Source organism: Winogradskyella sp. 3972H.M.0a.05 (assembly GCF_040493455.1).
Classification (GTDB): domain Bacteria; phylum Bacteroidota; class Bacteroidia; order Flavobacteriales; family Flavobacteriaceae; genus Microcosmobacter.
This window is the reverse complement of the sequence record NZ_JANFDA010000003.1, coordinates 46,011-66,506: the sequence shown is the minus strand read 5'-3', so window position 1 is coordinate 66,506 and position 20,496 is coordinate 46,011. Positions and strand designations below refer to the sequence as shown.

Annotated in this window: 15 protein-coding genes; 14 read left to right on the top strand and 1 reads right to left on the bottom strand. The window is 35.1% G+C overall.

Annotation, left to right across the window (positions count from 1 at the left end):
* The first annotated feature begins 64 nt into the window (after positions 1–64).
* The 3 genes from NCE97_RS07290 to NCE97_RS07280 all read left to right on the top strand — a co-directional run bounded on the left by NCE97_RS07290 (position 65) and on the right by NCE97_RS07280 (position 4,850).
* On the top strand, positions 65–1,825 hold the full coding sequence (locus tag NCE97_RS07290) for an ABC transporter ATP-binding protein (RefSeq protein WP_353778340.1): 1,761 nt from the start codon (positions 65–67) through the stop codon (positions 1,823–1,825).
* Between the two features lie 62 nt (positions 1,826–1,887).
* Positions 1,888–2,268, top strand: coding sequence for a PUR family DNA/RNA-binding protein (locus NCE97_RS07285; RefSeq protein WP_353778339.1), 381 nt, complete (start codon positions 1,888–1,890; stop codon positions 2,266–2,268).
* An 80-nt stretch (positions 2,269–2,348) separates the two neighbouring features.
* Positions 2,349–4,850: a M14 family metallopeptidase gene (locus NCE97_RS07280; RefSeq protein ID WP_353778338.1), complete on the top strand. Its 2,502-nt coding sequence runs from the start codon at positions 2,349–2,351 to the stop codon at positions 4,848–4,850.
* Here NCE97_RS07280 and NCE97_RS07275 read toward each other — a convergent pair whose 3' ends face one another.
* Positions 4,851–5,186: a tRNA-binding protein gene (locus tag NCE97_RS07275; RefSeq protein WP_353778336.1), complete on the bottom strand. Its 336-nt coding sequence runs from the start codon at positions 5,184–5,186 to the stop codon at positions 4,851–4,853. It lies immediately after the preceding gene.
* Between the two features lie 101 nt (positions 5,187–5,287).
* Between NCE97_RS07275 and NCE97_RS07270 the strand changes: the two genes are divergently transcribed.
* The 11 genes from NCE97_RS07270 (at position 5,288) to NCE97_RS07220 (ending at position 20,470) form a co-directional block, all read left to right on the top strand.
* A complete protein-coding gene (locus tag NCE97_RS07270) occupies positions 5,288–8,467 on the top strand; it encodes a ligand-binding sensor domain-containing protein (protein WP_353778335.1) in 3,180 nt (1,059 codons plus the stop codon).
* A gap of 11 nt (positions 8,468–8,478) precedes the next feature.
* Positions 8,479–9,108: a response regulator transcription factor gene (locus NCE97_RS07265; RefSeq protein ID WP_353778334.1), complete on the top strand. Its 630-nt coding sequence runs from the start codon at positions 8,479–8,481 to the stop codon at positions 9,106–9,108.
* Positions 9,109–9,207: 99 nt separating this feature from the next.
* Entirely contained in the window at positions 9,208–10,347 is a 1,140-nt protein-coding gene (locus NCE97_RS07260) for an OmpA family protein (protein WP_353778332.1), read from the top strand.
* Positions 10,348–10,404: 57 nt separating this feature from the next.
* Positions 10,405–10,857, top strand: a complete 453-nt coding sequence (locus tag NCE97_RS07255; protein WP_353778331.1) for a hypothetical protein — start codon at positions 10,405–10,407, stop codon at positions 10,855–10,857.
* Between the two features lie 122 nt (positions 10,858–10,979).
* Entirely contained in the window at positions 10,980–11,537 is a 558-nt protein-coding gene (locus NCE97_RS07250) for a thioredoxin family protein (RefSeq protein ID WP_353778330.1), read from the top strand.
* 159 nt (positions 11,538–11,696) lie between these two features.
* Positions 11,697–12,905 (top strand): hypothetical protein, encoded by a 1,209-nt coding sequence (locus NCE97_RS07245; RefSeq protein ID WP_353778328.1) that lies wholly within the window; start codon positions 11,697–11,699, stop codon positions 12,903–12,905.
* Positions 12,906–12,950: 45 nt separating this feature from the next.
* Positions 12,951–15,164, top strand: a complete 2,214-nt coding sequence (locus NCE97_RS07240; protein ID WP_353778327.1) for a RelA/SpoT family protein — start codon at positions 12,951–12,953, stop codon at positions 15,162–15,164.
* A 27-nt stretch (positions 15,165–15,191) separates the two neighbouring features.
* A complete protein-coding gene (locus NCE97_RS07235) occupies positions 15,192–15,644 on the top strand; it encodes a Fur family transcriptional regulator (RefSeq protein WP_353778326.1) in 453 nt (150 codons plus the stop codon).
* Positions 15,645–15,647: 3 nt separating this feature from the next.
* Positions 15,648–16,922, top strand: a complete 1,275-nt coding sequence (locus NCE97_RS07230) for an adenylosuccinate synthase (protein WP_353778325.1) — start codon at positions 15,648–15,650, stop codon at positions 16,920–16,922.
* A 557-nt stretch (positions 16,923–17,479) separates the two neighbouring features.
* Complete coding sequence (locus NCE97_RS07225) at positions 17,480–19,282, top strand: OstA-like protein (protein WP_353778324.1); 1,803 nt, start codon at positions 17,480–17,482, stop codon at positions 19,280–19,282.
* Positions 19,283–19,285: 3 nt separating this feature from the next.
* A complete protein-coding gene (locus tag NCE97_RS07220; RefSeq protein WP_353778323.1) occupies positions 19,286–20,470 on the top strand; it encodes an aspartate aminotransferase family protein in 1,185 nt (394 codons plus the stop codon).
* The last annotated feature ends 26 nt before the right edge of the window (positions 20,471–20,496 follow it).

Here is a 20,496-nt window from a genome sequence, read left to right as displayed (position 1 = left end):
TATTTCAAAAAAATAGCTGTTAAAATGAGATATTGTTAATAACTCTACCGTTCTAAATCTTTAAATGAAAGCATTACGTCACCTCGATAAATATTTTTTTAAATATCGTTATCGCCTGCTCTTAGGAATAACGATTACTATTCTTGCAAAGATATTTGCACTCTTTACACCTAGACTCATAGGAAGCTCCATAAATGTTGTTGCAAAACGCATTGAAGAAGGTGAAGCTTATTCCACTTTCAAAGCTGATTTGGGACTTAATATTCTATATCTCATTGGAGCTGCAATTGTTGCTGGTTTCTTTACATTTTTAATGCGCCAAACCATCATCAATGTATCTAGATATGTAGAGTTCGATCTCAAAAACGAAATCTATCAACAATATCAAAGATTATCGTTAAACTTTTACAAGTCCAACAGAACAGGAGACTTAATGAACCGCATTACTGAAGATGTTAGTAAAGTCCGCATGTATTTTGGTCCTGCAATAATGTATTCCCTAAACATGATTACTTTGTTTGTGGTTGCATTGATCTACATGGTTAGCAAAGCGCCAACACTTACACTATATACTATACTGCCATTACCAATATTATCAGTATCGATATACTTTTTGAGCAAAGCGATTCACAGGCGAAGTACCTTAGTACAAGAAAACCTATCAAAATTATCTGCTTATACTCAAGAAGCTTTTAGTGGTATTTCGGTAATAAAAGCATACACTCTAGAGCCAAATATTAATGCTTCTTTCCAAGTAATATCTGGAGATCAGAGACAAAAGTATATTAACCTAACTAAGATTCAAGCCTTCTTCTTTCCTCTGATGATTTTACTCATTGGAGCAAGTAATCTATTGGTGATTTATATTGGAGGTATGCAGTATATCAATGGGCAAATAGAAGATATTGGTACCATTGCAGAATTTATCATTTACGTAAATATGCTTACTTGGCCAGTTGCTGCCATAGGCTGGGTAACTTCATTGGTACAGGAAGCGGAAGCTTCGCAGAAACGTATTAATGCTTTCCTCAAACAAGAGCCAGAGATAAAAGACACTGAAATTTCTACTGATTTTAATATTAAGGGACATATCAATTTTGATGAAGTGTCCTTCACATATCCAGACACCAATATTGAAGCTTTAAAAAATGTAAGTTTTGATATTCCTGCAGGGAAAACAGTGGCGATTTTAGGAAAAACAGGATCAGGAAAATCAACTATACTAGAACTTATAGGGCGACTGTATGATGTCACCGATGGTCTTATTACTGTAGACGGCCTCGTTATAGAACAACTAAAACTAAAAACATTAAGAGACTCTATTGGCTATGTGCCCCAGGATGCTTTTCTGTTTTCAGATTCTATAAAAAATAATATTAAGTTTGGAAAAGAAGATGCCACTGAAGAAGAAGTGATTGACGCTGCTAAAAATGCCAATGTCCACGACAACATTATTGGTTTCAAAGAAGGTTATGAAACCGTTTTAGGCGAGCGTGGCATCACACTTTCTGGTGGGCAAAAACAGCGTATCTCTATAGCGCGAGCTATTATAAAATCACCAGATATATTACTGTTTGACGATTGTCTTTCTGCGGTTGATACGGAAACTGAGGAAAAGATATTAAACAACCTAGAAAGCGTTTCAGCCGGTAAAACTACGATTATTGTGAGCCACCGAATTTCATCAGCTAAGAATGCTGATAAGATAATTGTCCTAGACGAAGGAAAAATAATTCAAGAAGGTACTCACACAACTCTCATCAACACAGACGGTTACTACAAAGACCTATATCTAAAACAGCTAAGCGAAAAAGAAATATCATAAATTGTTGGTTCCTATACTTTTTTTTTAGATTTTTGGTGAGGAAAAAATTAAAAAATAAATCAATGAGCGATAACGGAATGATGGACAAAGAAGAAATTTTCTCTAAGGTTTTAAGAGCAGGAAGACGCACCTATTTTTTTGATGTAAGAGCTACTAAAGCTGGTGATTATTACCTAACAATCACTGAAAGCAAGAAATTCACTAACGATGATGGCTCTTTCCACTACAAGAAACACAAGATCTATTTATATAAAGAAGATTTCAATGAGTTCAGATCTATTTTAGGTGAAGTAACTGATTTCATTTTTGATGAAAAAGGAGATGAAGTTATTAGTGAACGTCACCAAAAAGATTTCAAAAAAGACGACTTCAGTAACAATGGTGAATTGACTGAAGAAACAAATACAGAAAACTTTACTGATATCAATTTCGAAGACATATAAGTCAGAAATTGTTAAAAGCTTGCAGAAACCGTTACTTAAGTAGCGGTTTTTTTTATTTTTATAAACTAACTAACATTTCTATGAGAACCATACTTATACTTCTTTGTATTTCTATAACACTATATGGCAATACACAGAATGACCTCAATTATTTCCTGCCGAAAAACACAACTTATAACAGCAATATTCCAACACCTCAATCAGTAATTGGTCACGATGTTGGCGAGTGGCACATCACACACGACAAACTTGTTCAGTATATGTATGCTGTTGCAAATGCTTCAGATAGAGTTACAATCGAAGACAGAGGAGAAACCTTCGAAGATAGACTGCTATTATTATTAACTATTACCGCACCTGCAAATCATCAAAAACTTCAAACTATAAAGTCTGCACATATCGATGCTACAGAATCAGATGGGCTAGATACTAATAGGCCTATTGTTGTCTATCAAGGCTTTTCAATTCATGGTAATGAATCGAGTGGTACTAATGCTGCTTTGGTATTGCTTTATCACTTAGCTGCAGCTGAAGGAAACGACATTAATAACTTACTAAATAATACCGTTATACTTTTAGACCCATGTATGAACCCAGATGGTCTGCAACGCTTTGCGTACTGGGCAAATACAAACAAAAATGAAAATCTTAATCCAGACCCTAACGATAGAGAATATAGCGAGGTATGGCCAGGAGGTAGAACCAATCACTATTGGTTTGATATGAACAGAGATTGGTTACCTGTACAATTGCCTGAGTCTAGAGCTAGAGTTGCGACATTTCATGATTGGTTACCAAACATACTTACCGATCATCACGAAATGGGAACCAATGCAACGTTTTTCTTTCAGCCAGGTATTCCATCTCGTACACATCCTTTGACTCCGAAACTCAATCAAAAACTTACCAAAGACATTGCGCAATATCACGCCAAGGCTTTTGACAAGATTGGTTCTCTGTATTATACTGAAGAAAGCTTTGATGATTTCTATTATGGTAAAGGTTCAACATTCCCAGATATTAATGGTAGTATTGGTATTTTGTTTGAACAAGCCAGTTCTAGAGGTCATATTCAAGAAAGTAGTAATGGTATCCTCACCTTCCCGTTTACCATTAGAAACCAATTCACTGCCGCACTATCAACTCTTGAAGCTGCACAAGGCATGCGAACAGAGCTTTTGGAGTACCAACACAATTTCTTTAAAAATGCTAGACAAGAAGCTGCTAGAGAAGGTAATAATGCATTAGTTTTTGGTGACGAAAAAGATGCTGCTAAAGCTTATCATTTAGCTGAAATCCTAAAACGTCACAAGATAAATATTCATGAGTTAAAGTCTGATGTCTCCTTAAAAGGGAAACGTTACAAAAAAGGCTACAGCTATGTCGTACCAAAAAACCAAAAGAACACAAGGCTTATCAACGCCATGTTTGAAAAGCGCACTAAGTTTCAAGATAGTCTGTTTTACGATGTGTCTGCTTGGACTTTCCCTCTAGCATTCGGTCTAGATTATGATGAAAGCGTTTCTACGTCGATTGCTGGAAACCAAATAGACAACCTAGACATGAAGACTGGTTCAGTAAGTTCAAAAAGCAATTATGCTTACCTTATGGAGTGGCACGAATATTATTCTCCTAGAGCGTTGAATACTATTCTAAAAAGAGGATTACGTGCTAAAGTAGCAATGCGTCAATTTAGCCTCGGAGGAAAAGATTATGACTACGGAACAATCTTGATTCCTGTTCAGAACCAAAAGCTAGATACTAATCAGCTTTATCAGTTTTTAAATAATATAGCCACAGAGAATGCTATAGATATTAATGGAGTAAGCACTGGACTTACACAAGGTATTGATTTGGGTAGTAACCAATTTAGATCATTAACCTTACCAAAGATTGGTGTTTTGGTTGGTAGTGGCGTTAGAAGTTACGATGCTGGCGAAATTTGGCACTTGTTCGATCAACGCTACGATATTACAGTAAGTAAGCTAGATGTAAGTCGTGTTTCTAGAATAGATTTGAGTCGCTATAATGTTATCATTGCGCCATCTTCTAGCAACTTAAGCGTGGAGGTTATTAAAGCACTTAAAACTTGGACGGAAGATGGAGGAACTTTAATCGGTTACCGCAGCACACTAAATTGGTTAAAATCAAAAGAATTTATAAAGTTTGAATTGAAAAAAAATAAGCGCGTTGCTAAAGACATCACCTTTGAACAGCGTGGTGATTTTTCTGGTGCTCAAGTCATAGGAGGTGCCATATTTGAAGCCAATATCGATCGCTCACATCCCATAAACTTTGGTTATAAGAACAATACAATTTCGCTCTTTAGAAACAACACCCTGTTTATGGAGCCAGACGAGCAGAGTTATAATAACCCGATTCAATACACGAAAAAACCGTTATTGAGTGGTTATATTTCTAAACCAAACCTCGATAGCCTTTCTGGGACTGTGCCTTATAAAGCCAAGCGTTTGAAGAAAGGTAAGGTTGTTGTGTTTACTGATAACACTAATTTTAGAGCCTTTTGGTATGGCACCAATAAGTTATTGATGAATGCGATTTTCTTTAGGAATCAGTTGTAATTAATTCACCTGAGAACCATTCTTCACCCTTTGTTCTGGGTTGAGGAGAATAACATCTTTACCATTAACAGCGCCAAGCACCAAGCATTCACTCATAAAGGTGGCAATCTGTTTTTTAGGAAAGTTAACGATGGCGAGTATCTGTCTATCCTGTAATTGTTCTTTGGTATAAAGCGTCGTAATTTGTGCAGAAGATTTCTTAATACCTAAATCTCCAAAATCTATAGTGAGTTGGTAGGCTGGATTTCGAGCTTTTGGAAAATCATTGACCTCAATAATGGTTCCTACTCTTATATCTACTTTAGTAAAATCCTCAAATGATATCATTTCTTCCATGCTTTAAATTTAAGAATTAATCAGTATTTGCACTTCGTATTTAAATGATTATTTTTATGAAGAATTCATTGCTCCACTTATAACACATTAAATTTTTTAAGGTGAAAAATTGGATCATTGTATTTATCTTACTTCTATCAATTGGTGTCATAACACCGAACTACGCCCAAGTTTATAACATTTCAAGATATGCTGATGACAATGGCCTCCCATCGAGAATAGTTAGAGATGTAATTCAAGACCATGATGGTTATTTATGGGTTGCGGGCAACAATGGTCTTTTTAAGTTCGATGGAAAACACTTTCAACCTTATTATTCAAGCTTAAAGGATACTACTGGACTTAGAGATAACAAAATAACAGCATTACTTTCTGCACAGGACAAGAAACTATGGATTGGTACACCGAAGGGACTCCATGTTTTAGAAGGAGACAGCATACATTACTTTAAACTCAAAAGTGGAGAAAAAATAGGTCAAGATTATATTCGAAGTATTGTAGAAGATGACAATGGACATATTTGGGTAGCCACTTATGAAGGCTTATTTGCTATCGATGATGAACAAGCCTTTCTTATTACAGACGTAGAACTGGGAGATATTCCAGAAGAGCCTATTAGTGGTATATCAAAACACAAGAATAACCAAATTTGGATTACAACCAACAATGGTAGAGTTTTTATAAATAATGATGAAAATCTTTTTAAATATACAGAACTAAAAGTCACCTATGAGCCACGTTTAAACAAAGATGATATCATCATATTTAGAATCTTAGATTATAATGAGGACTTTATGATTGCAGAATCTAACTTGGGTTTACTAAAGACAGAATTAAAAGCAAATCATAACATTCATTTTAGCTATTTCGATTCTGAAAATGGCTCTCCATTAGGTAGAGAATACATATACAGCGCCATGGTAGATCATGAAAGTAATATCTGGATCGCTACATGGAAAAACAGGTTTAAAAAATTCAGTATAACTAATGGGTTTTTAAAAGAAGAAGAGGTTATCGGCTCTGAAGGGCATTTTATGAACATGTCGGGCAATGCCATGTCTGTTTACGAAGATAGTCAGCAAAATATCTGGATACCAAACACCAATGGTTTGTATAAGCTCACACGAAGAGATAATAATATAAAAACATTTCCACCAAGTTATTTGCCTAAGTGTCTCGAAGAAGGTTTTAGCATTTATGCGATTAAAGAAGATAAGCTAGGTTATCTCTGGATAACAACACCATTTGATTTGTATCGATTTAAAAAATCCGATCTTCTTAAAAATAGCTGCCCAGAAAACTATTTAAGAATACAAAATGATGACATTCATTTAAGTCGGTATATGCTCATTGATAGTAAAAATAGATTATGGTTAGGATCTGAAAATGGATTAAATGTCACTCAACTTGACCAAAATTCCAATCCAGGAAAATTTATACGGTTTACTACAAAGCATGGGTTACCACATAATTGGTGTCAGGATATATATGAGGAGGAGGATAACATATTTTGGATTGGGAACTATGCTGGTCTTGTAAAGCTAACTTTAGACGAAAATGACATAGAAAATAGCACAATAAAAGTGTATGCATCGAATCCCAAGGATAATACAACCTTGGTTAACTCTTACACAATGGAAATAGCCAATGACAAGGATAACAATAAGTGGATTGGAACTTTTTTTGGTTTGAGTAAAATAATTTCTGAAGAGAATGAAGGTAAATTTGCCAATTATTTGAGTAATAAAAAGGACTTCAAAAGTTTGAGTAATGATGCTATAAAAAGAGTATTCAGAGATAGGTCTCAAAGATTATGGATTGGCACACAAACTGGATTGAATTTATATGACCCTACAAAGGATTGTTTTGTTCAGTTAGGGAGACATCAAGGTTTGCCTTCAGAATATATCCTAGGTATTGATGAGGATTCTAATGGCTATCTCTGGGTTGCAACGACAAATGGTATTATTAAGGCTAAATACGACCAACACAATGAGCGCCTAAAAGATATAACACATTATACCAAAAGAAACGGCTTAGCAGATAATATCACCTACAGAAATGCACTGTACATAGATGAAGATAATACTGTTTTTGCAGGTAGTAGGAATGGTCTTAGTATTATTAATGACAATACAAATAATACTTTAAAGACTGAACAACCATTTAACCTAGCTATTAATACTATAGAAGTTATAGATAAAAATACCTCAGATTTTAAATCAATATTCGTAAACAACTACAATGAAGACATCACCTTATCTCACAAAGAAAATTCAATTAAAATTGAATACGCTGCATTAGACCTTAGTGATGCGTCTGAAAATCAATACCGTCATAAGATTTCACCATTAGTTACAGATTGGGTAGAAACCGGTAATCGATCAGAATTAATTTATTATAACCTAAATCCTGGAACATACCATATATTACTAGATGGAAGTAATCATTCTGGGCAATGGTCCAATAAACCAATAGCTATAGACATTATAATAAAACCACCATTTTACTATTCTACACTAGCGAAAATACTCTATGTGCTTATGATGCTTGGCTTGATTAGATTCATCTATTTGTATCGCATCCGTAAGCATATGAGCGAATTAAAACAACAACTAAAACTCGAAAAAGCACTCTTAAACGAAAGGGAGCTGTTACGTCAGGAAAATACAGCAGACTTTCATGACGAGCTAGGCTCTAAAGTCACTAAAATATCTTTATTCTTAACTCTGGCTGAACGCAACATTGCCCAACAAAAAGATCCGAAAGAGTGGCTACTAAAAATTAGAGAAAATATTAAGGATTTGTCCGGCGGTTTCAGAGATCTATTATGGATTATTGATCCTAAGAAAGACAGTCTGTATGATATTGTACTACGACTAAAAGATTATGGTGAAGAACTATTTAACAATGGGCAAAAAGACTTTAGTATTCACGGAAATTTCGATGAAGGTATTCACAGCTTCTTGGATGCACAAACAAAAAAGCAGGTCTTAATGATTTTTAAAGAGGCCATGAATAATTGCTCAAAATATTCTGAATGTAGCACTGTGCAATTTAAAATTACCTACACTAAAGCATTTTCAAATTTTAGTCTCGAAGATGATGGTATTGGATTTGATGTGTCCAAAGTATCGCAAGGTAGAGGTTTAAAGAATATGTACAACAGAGCTCAAAAAATCAGTGCAGAATTAGAGATTAGCTCTAATTCGGATGGCACTTCTATTACATTAAACAGAATACCCCATATGAGGGATAATTTTAAAGAAAAAGAAGCTTAACTTTACACTATATGAGCCAAGAAACCATACATATAGCTATTGTAGAAGATGATAATGAAATTCGTCAGACACTTACGCTCATCATAGATGGTTCACAAGGTTTTTCGTGTAAACATTCCTTCCCAGATGGTGAAGCAGCAATCAACGCCATTAGTGCCGACTCGCGTATTGATGTTGTGCTCATGGACATAGATCTTCCAGGTAAATCAGGAATCGATATAACGCGTTATCTAAAACTAAAATGTCCTGACCTGGATATTATTATGCTGACTGTACAATCTGACGATGATTCCATATTTGAGTCCCTGTGTGCTGGTGCTTCTGGTTATTTACTTAAAGACACCAATCCAGCAGATTTATTGGTCCATATCAAAGAAGTTTTTAATGGAGGTTCGCCAATGAGTAGTCATATTGCAAGACGAATTATTAATTCTTTCAGAGCACTAAAAAATCCGCTTTCTGACAGAGAAACGGAAGTCTTAAAAATGTTAAGTAAAGGACTTAACTACAAGGAAGTGGCCAGTGAGATGATTTTGAGTCCACATACCGTTAAAACACATATTAAAAACATCTATTCCAAACTTCATGTTAATACAAGAGCTGAAGCCATCCATAAAGCGCTAAAGCAAAAACTCATCTAGTTTAAACAAATTTCACTTCACATTTACCCCATTTGAGCGATTGACTTAAATTCCTTTATACCAGACATTTGCGATATATTAATCTAAAATAATTAGCAAATGAAAACAATGAAACTCATCCAATTATGCTCCATGGTTATCATGTTACTTTTTTCTTCAATGACCTACAGTCAATCTCTTGGTGATGTCATTAAAAAAGAAGCTGAAAAAGTTGCTGAAAAAATAGACGGCAAGAAAAAAAAGAAAAAGAAAAAGAAGTCCTCGAATGAAGAGGTGGTTGCAAAGCCTGTGAAAAATTTCATAGCTGGCAACATCATTTTTGCAGATGATTTTAATTTAGAGAAGGAAGGAGAATTTCCTAGCAAATGGACTCACATTAGTGGAACCATACAGAACACGCAAATGGTTACTAATGGAAAAAAACATGGTGTAATGCAGTTTTACACGAGTGGCTCAGTGAAACCTTCTATATCCTATGATAGCTACTTAGGTAAATCTTTTAAAATTGAAGGGTTGTTTCATTTCGATGGTAAAGGCAATGAATCTTACACCCTTAATCTTATGAATTCTAATGACCCTTATCGTGCCTACCAAATAACCATTCGTGGTGATGGTATAGTACCTGCCGGATCGAGCTCCGAATACTCAAGAATGCCAAATAAAATGACCTATCCTGGATGGAGAACCGTTCAGGTATCGTTTAATAGTGGCACACTTAAAGTGTTTTACGATGGTGTTCAGCTCATAAATAATCCAAGCTTAAAGAAAACAAATGGTAGAGTGATAACTGAGTTTACACATCTCGAAGTTAGTGCACTAGCTTCAATGAATAATAAAGCCATGATTGATTATTTAACGATTGGCAATGAAGGTTTACCACTCTATAAAAAATTAATGACGGATGGTCGAATTATTTTCTATGATATTCTTTTTGATAACGACTCTTATTTTATAAAACCATCCTCATATAGTGCAATAGACAGAATCGTAAGTATGATGAACGACAATCCAGGTGTGTCTATTCAAATTGAAGGGCATACCGATTCTAATGGATCAAAAGAATCTAATCAGATATTGTCGGAAAATCGTGCAAAATCTGTAATGCACTACATAATTAACAAAGGAGTCAATAAGAAAAGACTACGAATTGTGGGTTATGGAGAAGAACGACCTATTGACACCTCAGACAATGAAGCGGCTTGGGCAAAAAATCGACGTGTAGAGATTGTAAAGTTTTAAGAATTAGCACGAAAGGGGTTTTACAAACACCCCTTTCGTTTTTAAACATTTTTAATTATGACAACAAAGCTTTTTAAATTTAAATACCAATTACTATTAGCATGCCTCTTATTTGCATTTCAAAATTTCGCTCAAACCTATACTCCACCTTCTCAAGAACGTGTGTCGCAGCTCATTGATCAAATAAATGAGTGCAAATCTAATATTAATGAACTCGAAGAACGCATAAATTATATGGAGGAAAATGCTTCGGCATATACCTTAGCACAATATAATGAGGTTAAGGCATTACTGAATGATTCCAAAAAATGTAAAAATGCCATTAAAAAAGAACTAGAAAGCATTAGAAAAGATTACCCTGGATGGTTTAATTCGCCAAATGCTACTATGTCAATCCGAAGTCACGGTTTTACATCACCTCGCGAATTACAAGAATTGTTGAGCGAAATCCAGCAGAAAATAGATGATCTTCTCGATGGATTTGACGATTTAGTGAAACCTGAGCATTAAAGAAAAGGAGCCTAAGCCTAAACTAGTGGAGTAGATGAGTATAAATGTTCCTTTATTAAACCTTCATGTCTGTGAAGGTTTTTTTATTTTTGGAACTCAAATAAACCATAGCACTAAAAAAAATGGCAAGAACACCTTCCAATATGCTTCCTCTAAGCACAAAAGCACCAGATTTCAACCTCTTTGATACGACTTCAAATTCACATAAAACCCTAGATACTCTCAAAGGCGAAAACGGTACAGTAGTTATGTTTATTTGTAACCACTGCCCTTTCGTGGTTCATGTAAATCCTGAGTTAGTAAATGTTGCCAATCAGTATTCAGAAAGAGGCATTGGATTTATTGCCATTTCTAGCAACGATGTCGTTAACTATCCTCAAGATGGTCCTGAACTCATGACCAAACATGCTTTGGAAAATAATTATCCTTTTCCATATTTATATGACGAAACGCAAAATGTAGCCAAAGCTTATGATGCTGCTTGCACTCCTGACCTATATCTTTTTGACAGTGAATTAAAACTAGTTTACCGAGGTCAACTCGATGATTCTCGTCCTGGTAATGGCATTCCAGTTTCTGGTAAAGACCTCAGATCATCAATAGATAATTTGCTTAAAGGCAACCCAATTGATGCGCTTCAAAAACCTAGTATTGGCTGTAATATAAAATGGAAAAATTAATAGTACTCTTCTACAGACTATTTGACTAATTCTACTAGCGCTTTTACTTCAAATGAGAATGAGTTTACTCATTAAGGTTTTGGAATAAAACTTGATGGTTATAATTTCATAACACAATAGATTACTGGCAGTTACAGTTATTCTTTAAAACGAACAGTTATGAAGTCCATCAACATCCTCCTATTTTTTTTAGCTTTTTCATTATTTAGCAAGGCGCAGCAAGGCGAATTCCAGACATACTCTAATGGTTTAATTTATGATAGCCATACTATAAGCAAACTTCAATCTATAGTAGATTCATTGAATTTACAATTTAAAGCTTGTGAGCTTACTGAATCCTATTATTCAAAACCTCAATCAAAAGCCATTCATCTATTATCAGAAAAGAGAAGCGGAGTTGTTTACAAAGCCCTAAAGGATGGTACTTCCCCTGATGAGTTAAAGAAATTATATCCTGAGCTTATAATTAGCAAACCTGTGCTGGTTTCTAGTCACAAGAGGACAAATTACAAGGATGAGAAGCAGACAGTTGTACAATCAATAACGGTCACAGATGATTATGAATGGAGCTTGTATTTAGATGACCATGTTGATATTCCGACAACTTATAAAAAAGGAGATTGGATTATTGAAAAATCTAAGAACAGAATAGAAGCGTTTTACCTTTTAGAAGATTTCAAATCCTCTCTTTTCAAGGATGTTTATGCTGAAATGATCCAATATGCAGATTGCATGATAGATACGACTTCTACAAAACTCTTAGAAAATAAAGGCTATGACTATTTTGAACTCTCTAAAAATCATAAAAGTATGTCATTATCAGATAAAGAAAAGTTACTCGATAAACTCCGAAGGACAAAAGTTATAGGGATGTGTAGTCAAGATTCCAGTCCTAGATTACATGCCTTAGATATTGCACTACTATCAGCAGAAACCACTAATTGGGAAGTATTTTTAAAAGCGCATTTGGATGTCATGAACGATAGATTTGATAGGGTAAGTGATGGAAGCTATGCATGGGCTGGTCGTAAGACCTATATTAAAGAATTGGAAGTTTTAAATATTAATGTCATTGATTTATTATTAGGAACTGTTCTTAGGTTTAAAAACCATAATCCTAATCACTATTTTAGTAGTATCGGAAGACTTGGAAGAGCTCTGTCTGAAACTGAAAACAAGGCAGAATTTGAAAAAAAAGCGCTTAACATGATTATGGATTCCGAGTTGGATGATTTAAATAGAATTATGATTTTTTATCTAATTCATAACTATATGTATTATTTAACAGATGAAGATCATAAGCAAGCTTTAAAAAACAAGCTAGAAACTACTGAAAAATCCTTACCAAAATACTTTTCTGGCATTTAGGGCAATTCTATTGCCTATTAAAATTCTTATTGCTACTTTAGTTATATGACTGAAGTGGATATTGAAAAAGAGAATGCTGCGATTGCAAAAGCCTACAAAGAACTACTCAAAGTAAGTTATCAAACCTTGTCTGCAAAAGACAAGAAAATGATTCGTCAAGCCTTTGATGTAGCCGTAGATGCGCATAAAGATCAACGCCGCAAATCTGGGGAAGCTTACATCTTCCACCCTATTGCTGTGGCTAAAATTGTAGCCCAAGAGATCGGCTTGGATGCAACCTCTATTGCTGCGGCACTGCTTCATGATGTGGTTGAAGATAATGAGGACTATTCCATCTCCGATATAGAACAAATGTTTGGTGAAACTGTGGCTAGAATTGTAGATGGACTCACAAAAATTTCATCCTTAAAGAAAGAAGCAGATGTCTCTATACAAGCAGAGAATTTCCGCAAAATGTTATTGACACTCAATGATGATGTACGTGTAATCATCATTAAAATTGCCGATCGTTTGCACAATATGCAAACCATGGATTCTATGCGACCAGATAAGCAAGTAAAAATTGCTTCTGAGACGCTATATATCTATGCACCTCTTGCTCATAGAATCGGTCTGTATAATATAAAAACAGAGCTTGAAGACCTTGGATTAAAATATACAGAACCCGAAGTCTACACTGATATCCTACTAAAAATGAAGGATAGCAAAGAAGAGCAAGATAAGTATATCAAAGACTTTTCTAAAGTTATCAAAGACTCTTTGGATAAAGAAGGTCTTAACTATGAAATCAAAGGAAGACCAAAATCCATTTTCTCTATCCGTAGAAAGATGATAAAGCAAGGTGTGTCCTTTGATGAAGTCTATGATAAGTTTGCTGTACGAATCATTTACAAATCCGATTTAGAGAATGAAAAGTTTCTGGCGTGGAAAATCTATTCTATAGTTACAGATCACTTTACGCCAAACCCTGTAAGACTTAGAGATTGGATATCTTCACCAAAATCTACAGGTTATGAAGCTTTACATATTACTGTAGTTGGTCCTCAAGGAAAATGGGTAGAAGTCCAGATTCGTAGTGAACGTATGAATGAAATCGCCGAAAAAGGATATGCAGCACATTACAAATACAAGCAAGGTACTACTGGAAAAGAAGATGATGCATTAGATACTTGGGTTGATAAGCTCCAAGAAGCATTAGAAAGCAATGAAACTAATGCCGTTGATTTCGTAGAGCAATTCAAACTAAACCTCTATTCAAAAGAAATATTTGTATTCTCCCCAAAAGGAGACTTAAAAAAACTACCCAAAGGTGCTACACCACTAGACTTTGCCTTTAGCATACACACAGAAGTTGGTATGCATACTAGAGGTGCGAAGGTCAATGGAAAATTAATGCCACTAAGTCACGAATTACAAAGTGGTGACCGTGTGGAAATCTTAACATCCGAAAACGCTAAGCCAAATGCCAATTGGTTAGATTATGCAAAAACGGCCAGAGCAAGGAGTAAGATTAAATCTTCTCTCAAAGAAGAAAATAAAGCCATTGCAGAAGATGGCAAGGAAATTCTCAGACGTAAACTAAAACAGCTTAAGCTTACTCTAAACGAAAAAACGGTTAATGAGTTAGTTAGTTATTTTAAGCTCAGTACATCATTAGACCTGTTCTATAGAGTTGGTATTGGAACTATCGATAACACTATGCTCAAAGAGTTTGCTGCATCGAGAAGCAATGCTATTGTAAGCTTTATAAAAAATAGAATTCGCAAGCCAGAAACGCCTAAAGATGTTGATAAGGATGAAATCACTTCCAAGTACGATATGCTCGTATTTGGCAAAGAGGAAGAGCGTTTGGATTATAAATTATCGGCTTGTTGCAATCCTATCCCAGGAGATGAGGTATTTGGTTTTTTAACCATTAATGAGGGGATTAAAGTTCATAAAAAGAATTGCCCCAACGCATTGAGCCTACAATCCAACTATGCGTATCGAATTATGCAAGCTAAATGGATCGATTCATCACAACAAGAATATACATCACAAATTACCTTATCTGGAATCGATAACTTGGGCTTGGTAAATGACATTACACAACTCATTTCATCAAATATGCACGTGAATATGAAGAGCATAAGTTTCCAGAGTGATGATGGTGTGTTCACAGGTAAAATTTCAGTAGTTGTAAAGAATAAAAACATGCTCAAAAAGCTTATGGATAACCTCAAAAAAATTAATGGTATCGATAAGGTCACTAGAGTATAAAAATTGTGTAAATTTGCAGGCGGAATCATGAGCAAAAAAAATAAGGATACAGATCAGGAAATTGTAAAGAATGTATTTACACAATTCTTAGAAGAAAATGGTCACAGAAAAACTCCTGAGCGTTATGCAATTCTTCAGGAGATTTACGAAAACGATGACCATTTCGACATTGAATCGCTCTACATTAAAATGAAAAACAAGAACTATCGTGTAAGTCGTGCAACATTGTACAACACCATAGAGCTCTTGTTAGATTGTGCATTGGTTAGAAAACATCAATTCGGTCAAAACCAGGCTCACTATGAAAAATCATTTTTCGATAAACAACACGACCATGTTATCCTAACGGATACGGGAGAAGTTATCGAGTTCTGCGATCCAAGAATACAGTCTATCAAAAAAACTATTGAAGAAGTTTTCGATATCGAGATCCACAATCATTCGCTCTACTTTTACGGAAACAAAAAATCAACCAACTAACTTATGGCAGTAGATTTACTACTCGGCTTACAATGGGGTGACGAAGGCAAAGGAAAAATTGTTGATGTACTCACCTCCAAATACGACATTATTGCACGTTTTCAAGGAGGTCCAAATGCAGGACACACCCTTGTTTTCAACGGAAAAAAACACGTATTACATACAATTCCTTCAGGTATTTTTCATGATGAAACCGTAAACCTTGTGGGTAATGGCGTTGTTATCGATCCTGTGATCTTCAAAAAGGAGTTAGATAAGTTAGATGAACAAAACGTGGACTATAAATCATCTTTATTGATTTCTAGAAAAGCGCACATTATTCTACCAACACATCGTCTGCTAGATGCTGCAAGTGAAGCTTCTAAAGGTAAGGCCAAAATAGGATCTACACTAAAAGGTATTGGTCCAACATATATGGACAAAACTGGGCGTAACGGTATAAGAGTTGGTGATATAGAACTAGATGGTTGGGAGAAAAAATATAGAGCTTTAGCTAAAAAGCACGAAGCTATGATTGCATTCTATAATGTAGATGTTCAGTATGATTTAGAAGAATTAGAAACTGAGTTTTTCGAAGCTATAGAAACTTTGAAATCATTAACATTTATTGATTCTGAAGATTATTTGCATAAAGCTCAAAAATCTGAAAAATCTATTCTTGCTGAAGGTGCTCAAGGCTCTTTACTCGATATTGATTTTGGAACCTATCCGTTTGTAACCTCTTCCAATACCACTGCTGCTGGAGCCTGTACAGGCTTAGGCATTGCTCCAAATAAAATTGGAGAAGTATATGGCATCTTTAAAGCCTACACGACTAGAGTTGGTTCCGGACCATTCCCAACAGAATTATTTGACGAAGTAGGTGAAACTATGGGTCGAGTTGGTCACGAATTTGGTGCTACGACAGGTCGTGCACGTCGTTGTGGTTGGCTAGATCTTGTCGCACTTAAGTATGCATGTGCTGTTAATGGCGTTACACAATTAATTATGATGAAAGGCGATGTACTTTCTGGTTTTAATACTTTGAAAGTATGTACATCTTATAATTATAAAGGTGAAACCATTTCGCATTTACCTTACAATATTGAATCTGAAAATGTAACACCAATATATACAGAGTTAAAAGGTTGGAAAGAAGATTTAACGTCTATGACTGAAGCATCTCAAATGCCAAAAGAACTCAATGATTATATTGCATTTTTAGAGAAAGAACTAGAGATTCCTATCACTGTTGTATCTGTTGGTCCAGATAGAAAACAAACGATAGTTAGAAAATAGTTTTCTCGTATAAATTTAACATATACCATTATTATTTGTAAGATTTTTTCTATAAATTTGCTTACACATCTTGCTATTATTACAATTCTTGTCATTACTTTTTCTAAGTAATTCTTTTTTGTCATAGAATGACTAACCATCAAAAAAAAACAATTTATGATAAAACAAGAATAGATAATATTTATGACAAAGCTTGCCCCTAAGCTATTAATGTACTCAACCTTTATATGTTTAACCTCATTTGTTACCTTCCCAAAAAGCGACATCAAAAAAGATAATCTTACTGAGAGTCAAAAAAAAATTGACTCAAAAGAAACTGAAAGCTATGACTATTGGGCCAAAAGCTATGGGTTTCCTACAAAATCTTGTATCGAAGGAGGCTTTGGCAGATCTAGATTATGTAATTAATAAAAGTTGTTAGAAATCGCATAGCTTAACAACTAACATCACTTATTGACAAATGTTTCTTAAAACGTACCTAAATTTGGTGCGTTTTTTGTTTTCATTAATAATTAAAACTAATTAATATCGTTACTTTTGAACAAAATTCAAGTCATTTGAAGTTATTCAAAATACTCATTCTTGGCACCTTCCTAGTGTTAACCCAATTTAGTGGTTTTGCGCAGCAACCTAAACGTATTTTTATTAAATATTCTGGTTTTGCAGTATCCAATAAAGATGGTGTTAGAGAATTTATTAGAGATAATTCACAGCAAATTCATTTCATACACGAAGGCATAGATATGTTCTGCGACAAGGCTATCTATTATGAAAAAGACGATTTTATAGAAGCCTTTAGCAATGTGAATATGAAACAAGGCGACAGCATTAACATGACCGCTGAGTATGTAGAATATAGTGGCAAAACCCAACTGGCTTTTGCAAGTGGCGATGTGATCTTGAAAGAACCTAAATCTACGCTTACGACAGATACACTCCACTTTGATAGAACCAGACAGGAAGCCTATTACAAAAGTGGTGGACGTGTGGTGAGAGATAGTTCTGGCACTATTACCAGCCAAATTGGACGGTATTACATGAGCGCTTCAAAATATCAGTTTGTAAATGATGTTAAGCTTGTAAACCCAGATTACACTATAGATACTAATTATTTAGATTTTTATTCTGAAACTGGTCATGCCTATCTTTTTGGCCCTTCAACAATAACGACTGAAGAAAGTAAAACCTATTGCGAAAAAGGATTTTATGATACGGAAACCAAAGTTGGCTATGCCGTAAAAAACTCCAGAATAGAGTACGATAGCCGCATTTTTGAAGGTGACAGTATGTTTGTGGATAATAACAGAGGCTTTGCTTCGGGCACCAATAATATTACGATTACAGACACTATAAATAATAGTGTCATTAAAGGCCATTATGCAGAAATCTTTAGAGAAAAAGACTCTGCTTTCATTACCAAACGTGCAGTTGCTATCACAGTACAAGAGAATGATTCTGTATACATCCATGGTGATCGCCTTATGGTTACAGGAAAACCAGAACACCGTATCACTAGAGCATATTATAATGTAAAATTGTATAAAAGTGATCTGGCCGGAAAGTGCGATTCTATTCATGCAGATCATAAAACAGGGCTTACTCAATTAATAAACCTTGAGCGCTTCGGTACTAGTGATCCCTTTAGCGCCAAGCGAAAACCAGTACTCTGGAATTTAGGCAATCAAATGACTGGAGACTCTATTCATCTCATCTCAGATGTCAAAACTGAAGAGCTAGATTCTCTCAAAGTATTCCAAAATGCTTTCCTTATCAGTAAAGACACAATAGGAGATTCCGATGGGTTCAATCAAATTAAAGGCCAACGTCTTATTGGTTTATTCAAAGACAATGAGCTCTACAATGTAGATATCATCAAAAATGCTGAGAAGATATATTACTCCAGAAATGAGAATAATGAACTTGTTGGCATCGATAAATCTAAATCTGGAAGTATCAACATAAAAATTGTAAATAGCGAAATAGAAGAAATTCGTTTACTACAACAAATTGATGGCGATATATATCCTGAAGAAGAATTTCCTAAGAATGCACGGCTATTCAGAGGATTTGATTGGCGAGATGAAGAACGTCCAAAGAGTGTGGAGGATTTATTTAAAGATGATCCACCTCTAGAACTACCAGTAATAAAAGGTCTTGAAGATTACGTTCCGCAAGAAGATTTCTTCGATGATGATCTTATAAAACGTGTCGATGCTGCTGCCGACAAAGATTCTAAAAAAGAAAATAAAGCTGCTCGAAATATTCCAAAGAAGACCAAAGACGCTAAAAAGAAGTCTCAAACATTAAAGCCTGCAAAGACCAAGAAGAAACCTGTTATTTCTTCAACTTCTGACAACTAAACTATGCTCGGCGATTTTTTAAAATATCAAGCTCAGACCACTCCTCACCCATTGGCTATGGAAGTTTCTCATGCCGAAGGGTCATACATTTTTGACACCAAAGGAAAAGCATACTTAGATTTTGTTGCTGGAGTTTCTGCTTGCAGTCTAGGGCACAAACACCCCAGAGTTACTAAAGCCATAAAAGATCAGTTAGATAAGTATTTGCATGTTATGGTTTATGGTGAGTATGCACAAGAAAACGCTATAAAATTATCTAAGCTACTGGCATCACATTTACCTGATCCACTAGATACAACATACCTCACCAATTCTGGCACTGAAGCTATTGATGGCGCAATAAAGTTAGCACGACGTTTTACTGGCAGAAGTGAAATCATTGCAGCCAACCACGCATACCATGGTAACACCATGGGCGCTTTGAGTATTATGGGATATGAAGAGCGCAAACAACCTTTCAGACCATTACTTCCAGATGTAAAATTTATTGAATTCAATAATGAAGCTAATCTTGACCTCATTACTTCTAAAACCGCTGCCGTAGTTTTAGAAACTATTCAAGGTGGCGCAGGATTTATTGAACCAACAAATGGTTATCTCGAAAAGGTAAGACAACGTTGCAACACGGTTGGAGCACTACTAGTTTTAGATGAAATTCAGCCTGGATTTGGACGAACTGGTAAGCTTTTTGGTTTTGAACATTACAATTGTGTACCAGATATATTAGTTACTGGTAAAGGTCTGGGAGGAGGAATGCCAATTGGTGCATTTACAGCTTCAAACGAAATGATGTCTACATTAAAAGATAATCCAAAGCTTGGACATATTACTACTTTTGGAGGCCATCCAGTGATTGCTTCTGCTGCACTAGCAACCCTACAAGAAATAACAGAATCAAATCTTATTGAAAGTACTTTAAAGAAAGAACAATTAATTAGAGAAACACTCGTTCATCCTTTAATCGAAGATATTAGAGGTCGTGGATTAATGCTCGCTTTGATGACTCCTTCTGCAGAAGTTACCAACCAAATTATTTTGGATTGCCAAGATGAAGGATTGATTCTATTTTGGCTCTTATTCGAACCAAAAGCAGTACGAATTACACCTCCACTTACAATTTCTGAAGAAGAAATCATAGAAGGTTGTAATAAAATATTGAAAGTTTTAAATAAAATAAATGTGAATTAACAGTGTAAATAATTCACACCAAACTA

Excerpts from the sequence above, each read along its gene's own strand:
- NCE97_RS07290 (WP_353778340.1), top strand. The coding sequence starts at position 65 with ATGAAAGCATTACGTCACCTCGATAAATATTTTTTTAAATATCGTTAT.
- NCE97_RS07285 (WP_353778339.1), top strand. The coding sequence starts at position 1,888 with ATGAGCGATAACGGAATGATGGACAAAGAAGAAATTTTCTCTAAGGTT.
- NCE97_RS07280 (WP_353778338.1), top strand. The coding sequence starts at position 2,349 with ATGAGAACCATACTTATACTTCTTTGTATTTCTATAACACTATATGGC.
- NCE97_RS07275 (WP_353778336.1), bottom strand. The coding sequence starts at position 5,186 with ATGGAAGAAATGATATCATTTGAGGATTTTACTAAAGTAGATATAAGA.
- NCE97_RS07265 (WP_353778334.1), top strand. The coding sequence starts at position 8,479 with ATGAGCCAAGAAACCATACATATAGCTATTGTAGAAGATGATAATGAA.
- NCE97_RS07260 (WP_353778332.1), top strand. The coding sequence starts at position 9,208 with ATGAAAACAATGAAACTCATCCAATTATGCTCCATGGTTATCATGTTA.
- NCE97_RS07255 (WP_353778331.1), top strand. The coding sequence starts at position 10,405 with ATGACAACAAAGCTTTTTAAATTTAAATACCAATTACTATTAGCATGC.
- NCE97_RS07250 (WP_353778330.1), top strand. The coding sequence starts at position 10,980 with ATGGCAAGAACACCTTCCAATATGCTTCCTCTAAGCACAAAAGCACCA.
- NCE97_RS07245 (WP_353778328.1), top strand. The coding sequence starts at position 11,697 with ATGAAGTCCATCAACATCCTCCTATTTTTTTTAGCTTTTTCATTATTT.
- NCE97_RS07240 (WP_353778327.1), top strand. The coding sequence starts at position 12,951 with ATGACTGAAGTGGATATTGAAAAAGAGAATGCTGCGATTGCAAAAGCC.
- NCE97_RS07235 (WP_353778326.1), top strand. The coding sequence starts at position 15,192 with ATGAGCAAAAAAAATAAGGATACAGATCAGGAAATTGTAAAGAATGTA.
- NCE97_RS07230 (WP_353778325.1), top strand. The coding sequence starts at position 15,648 with ATGGCAGTAGATTTACTACTCGGCTTACAATGGGGTGACGAAGGCAAA.
- NCE97_RS07220 (WP_353778323.1), top strand. The coding sequence starts at position 19,286 with ATGCTCGGCGATTTTTTAAAATATCAAGCTCAGACCACTCCTCACCCA.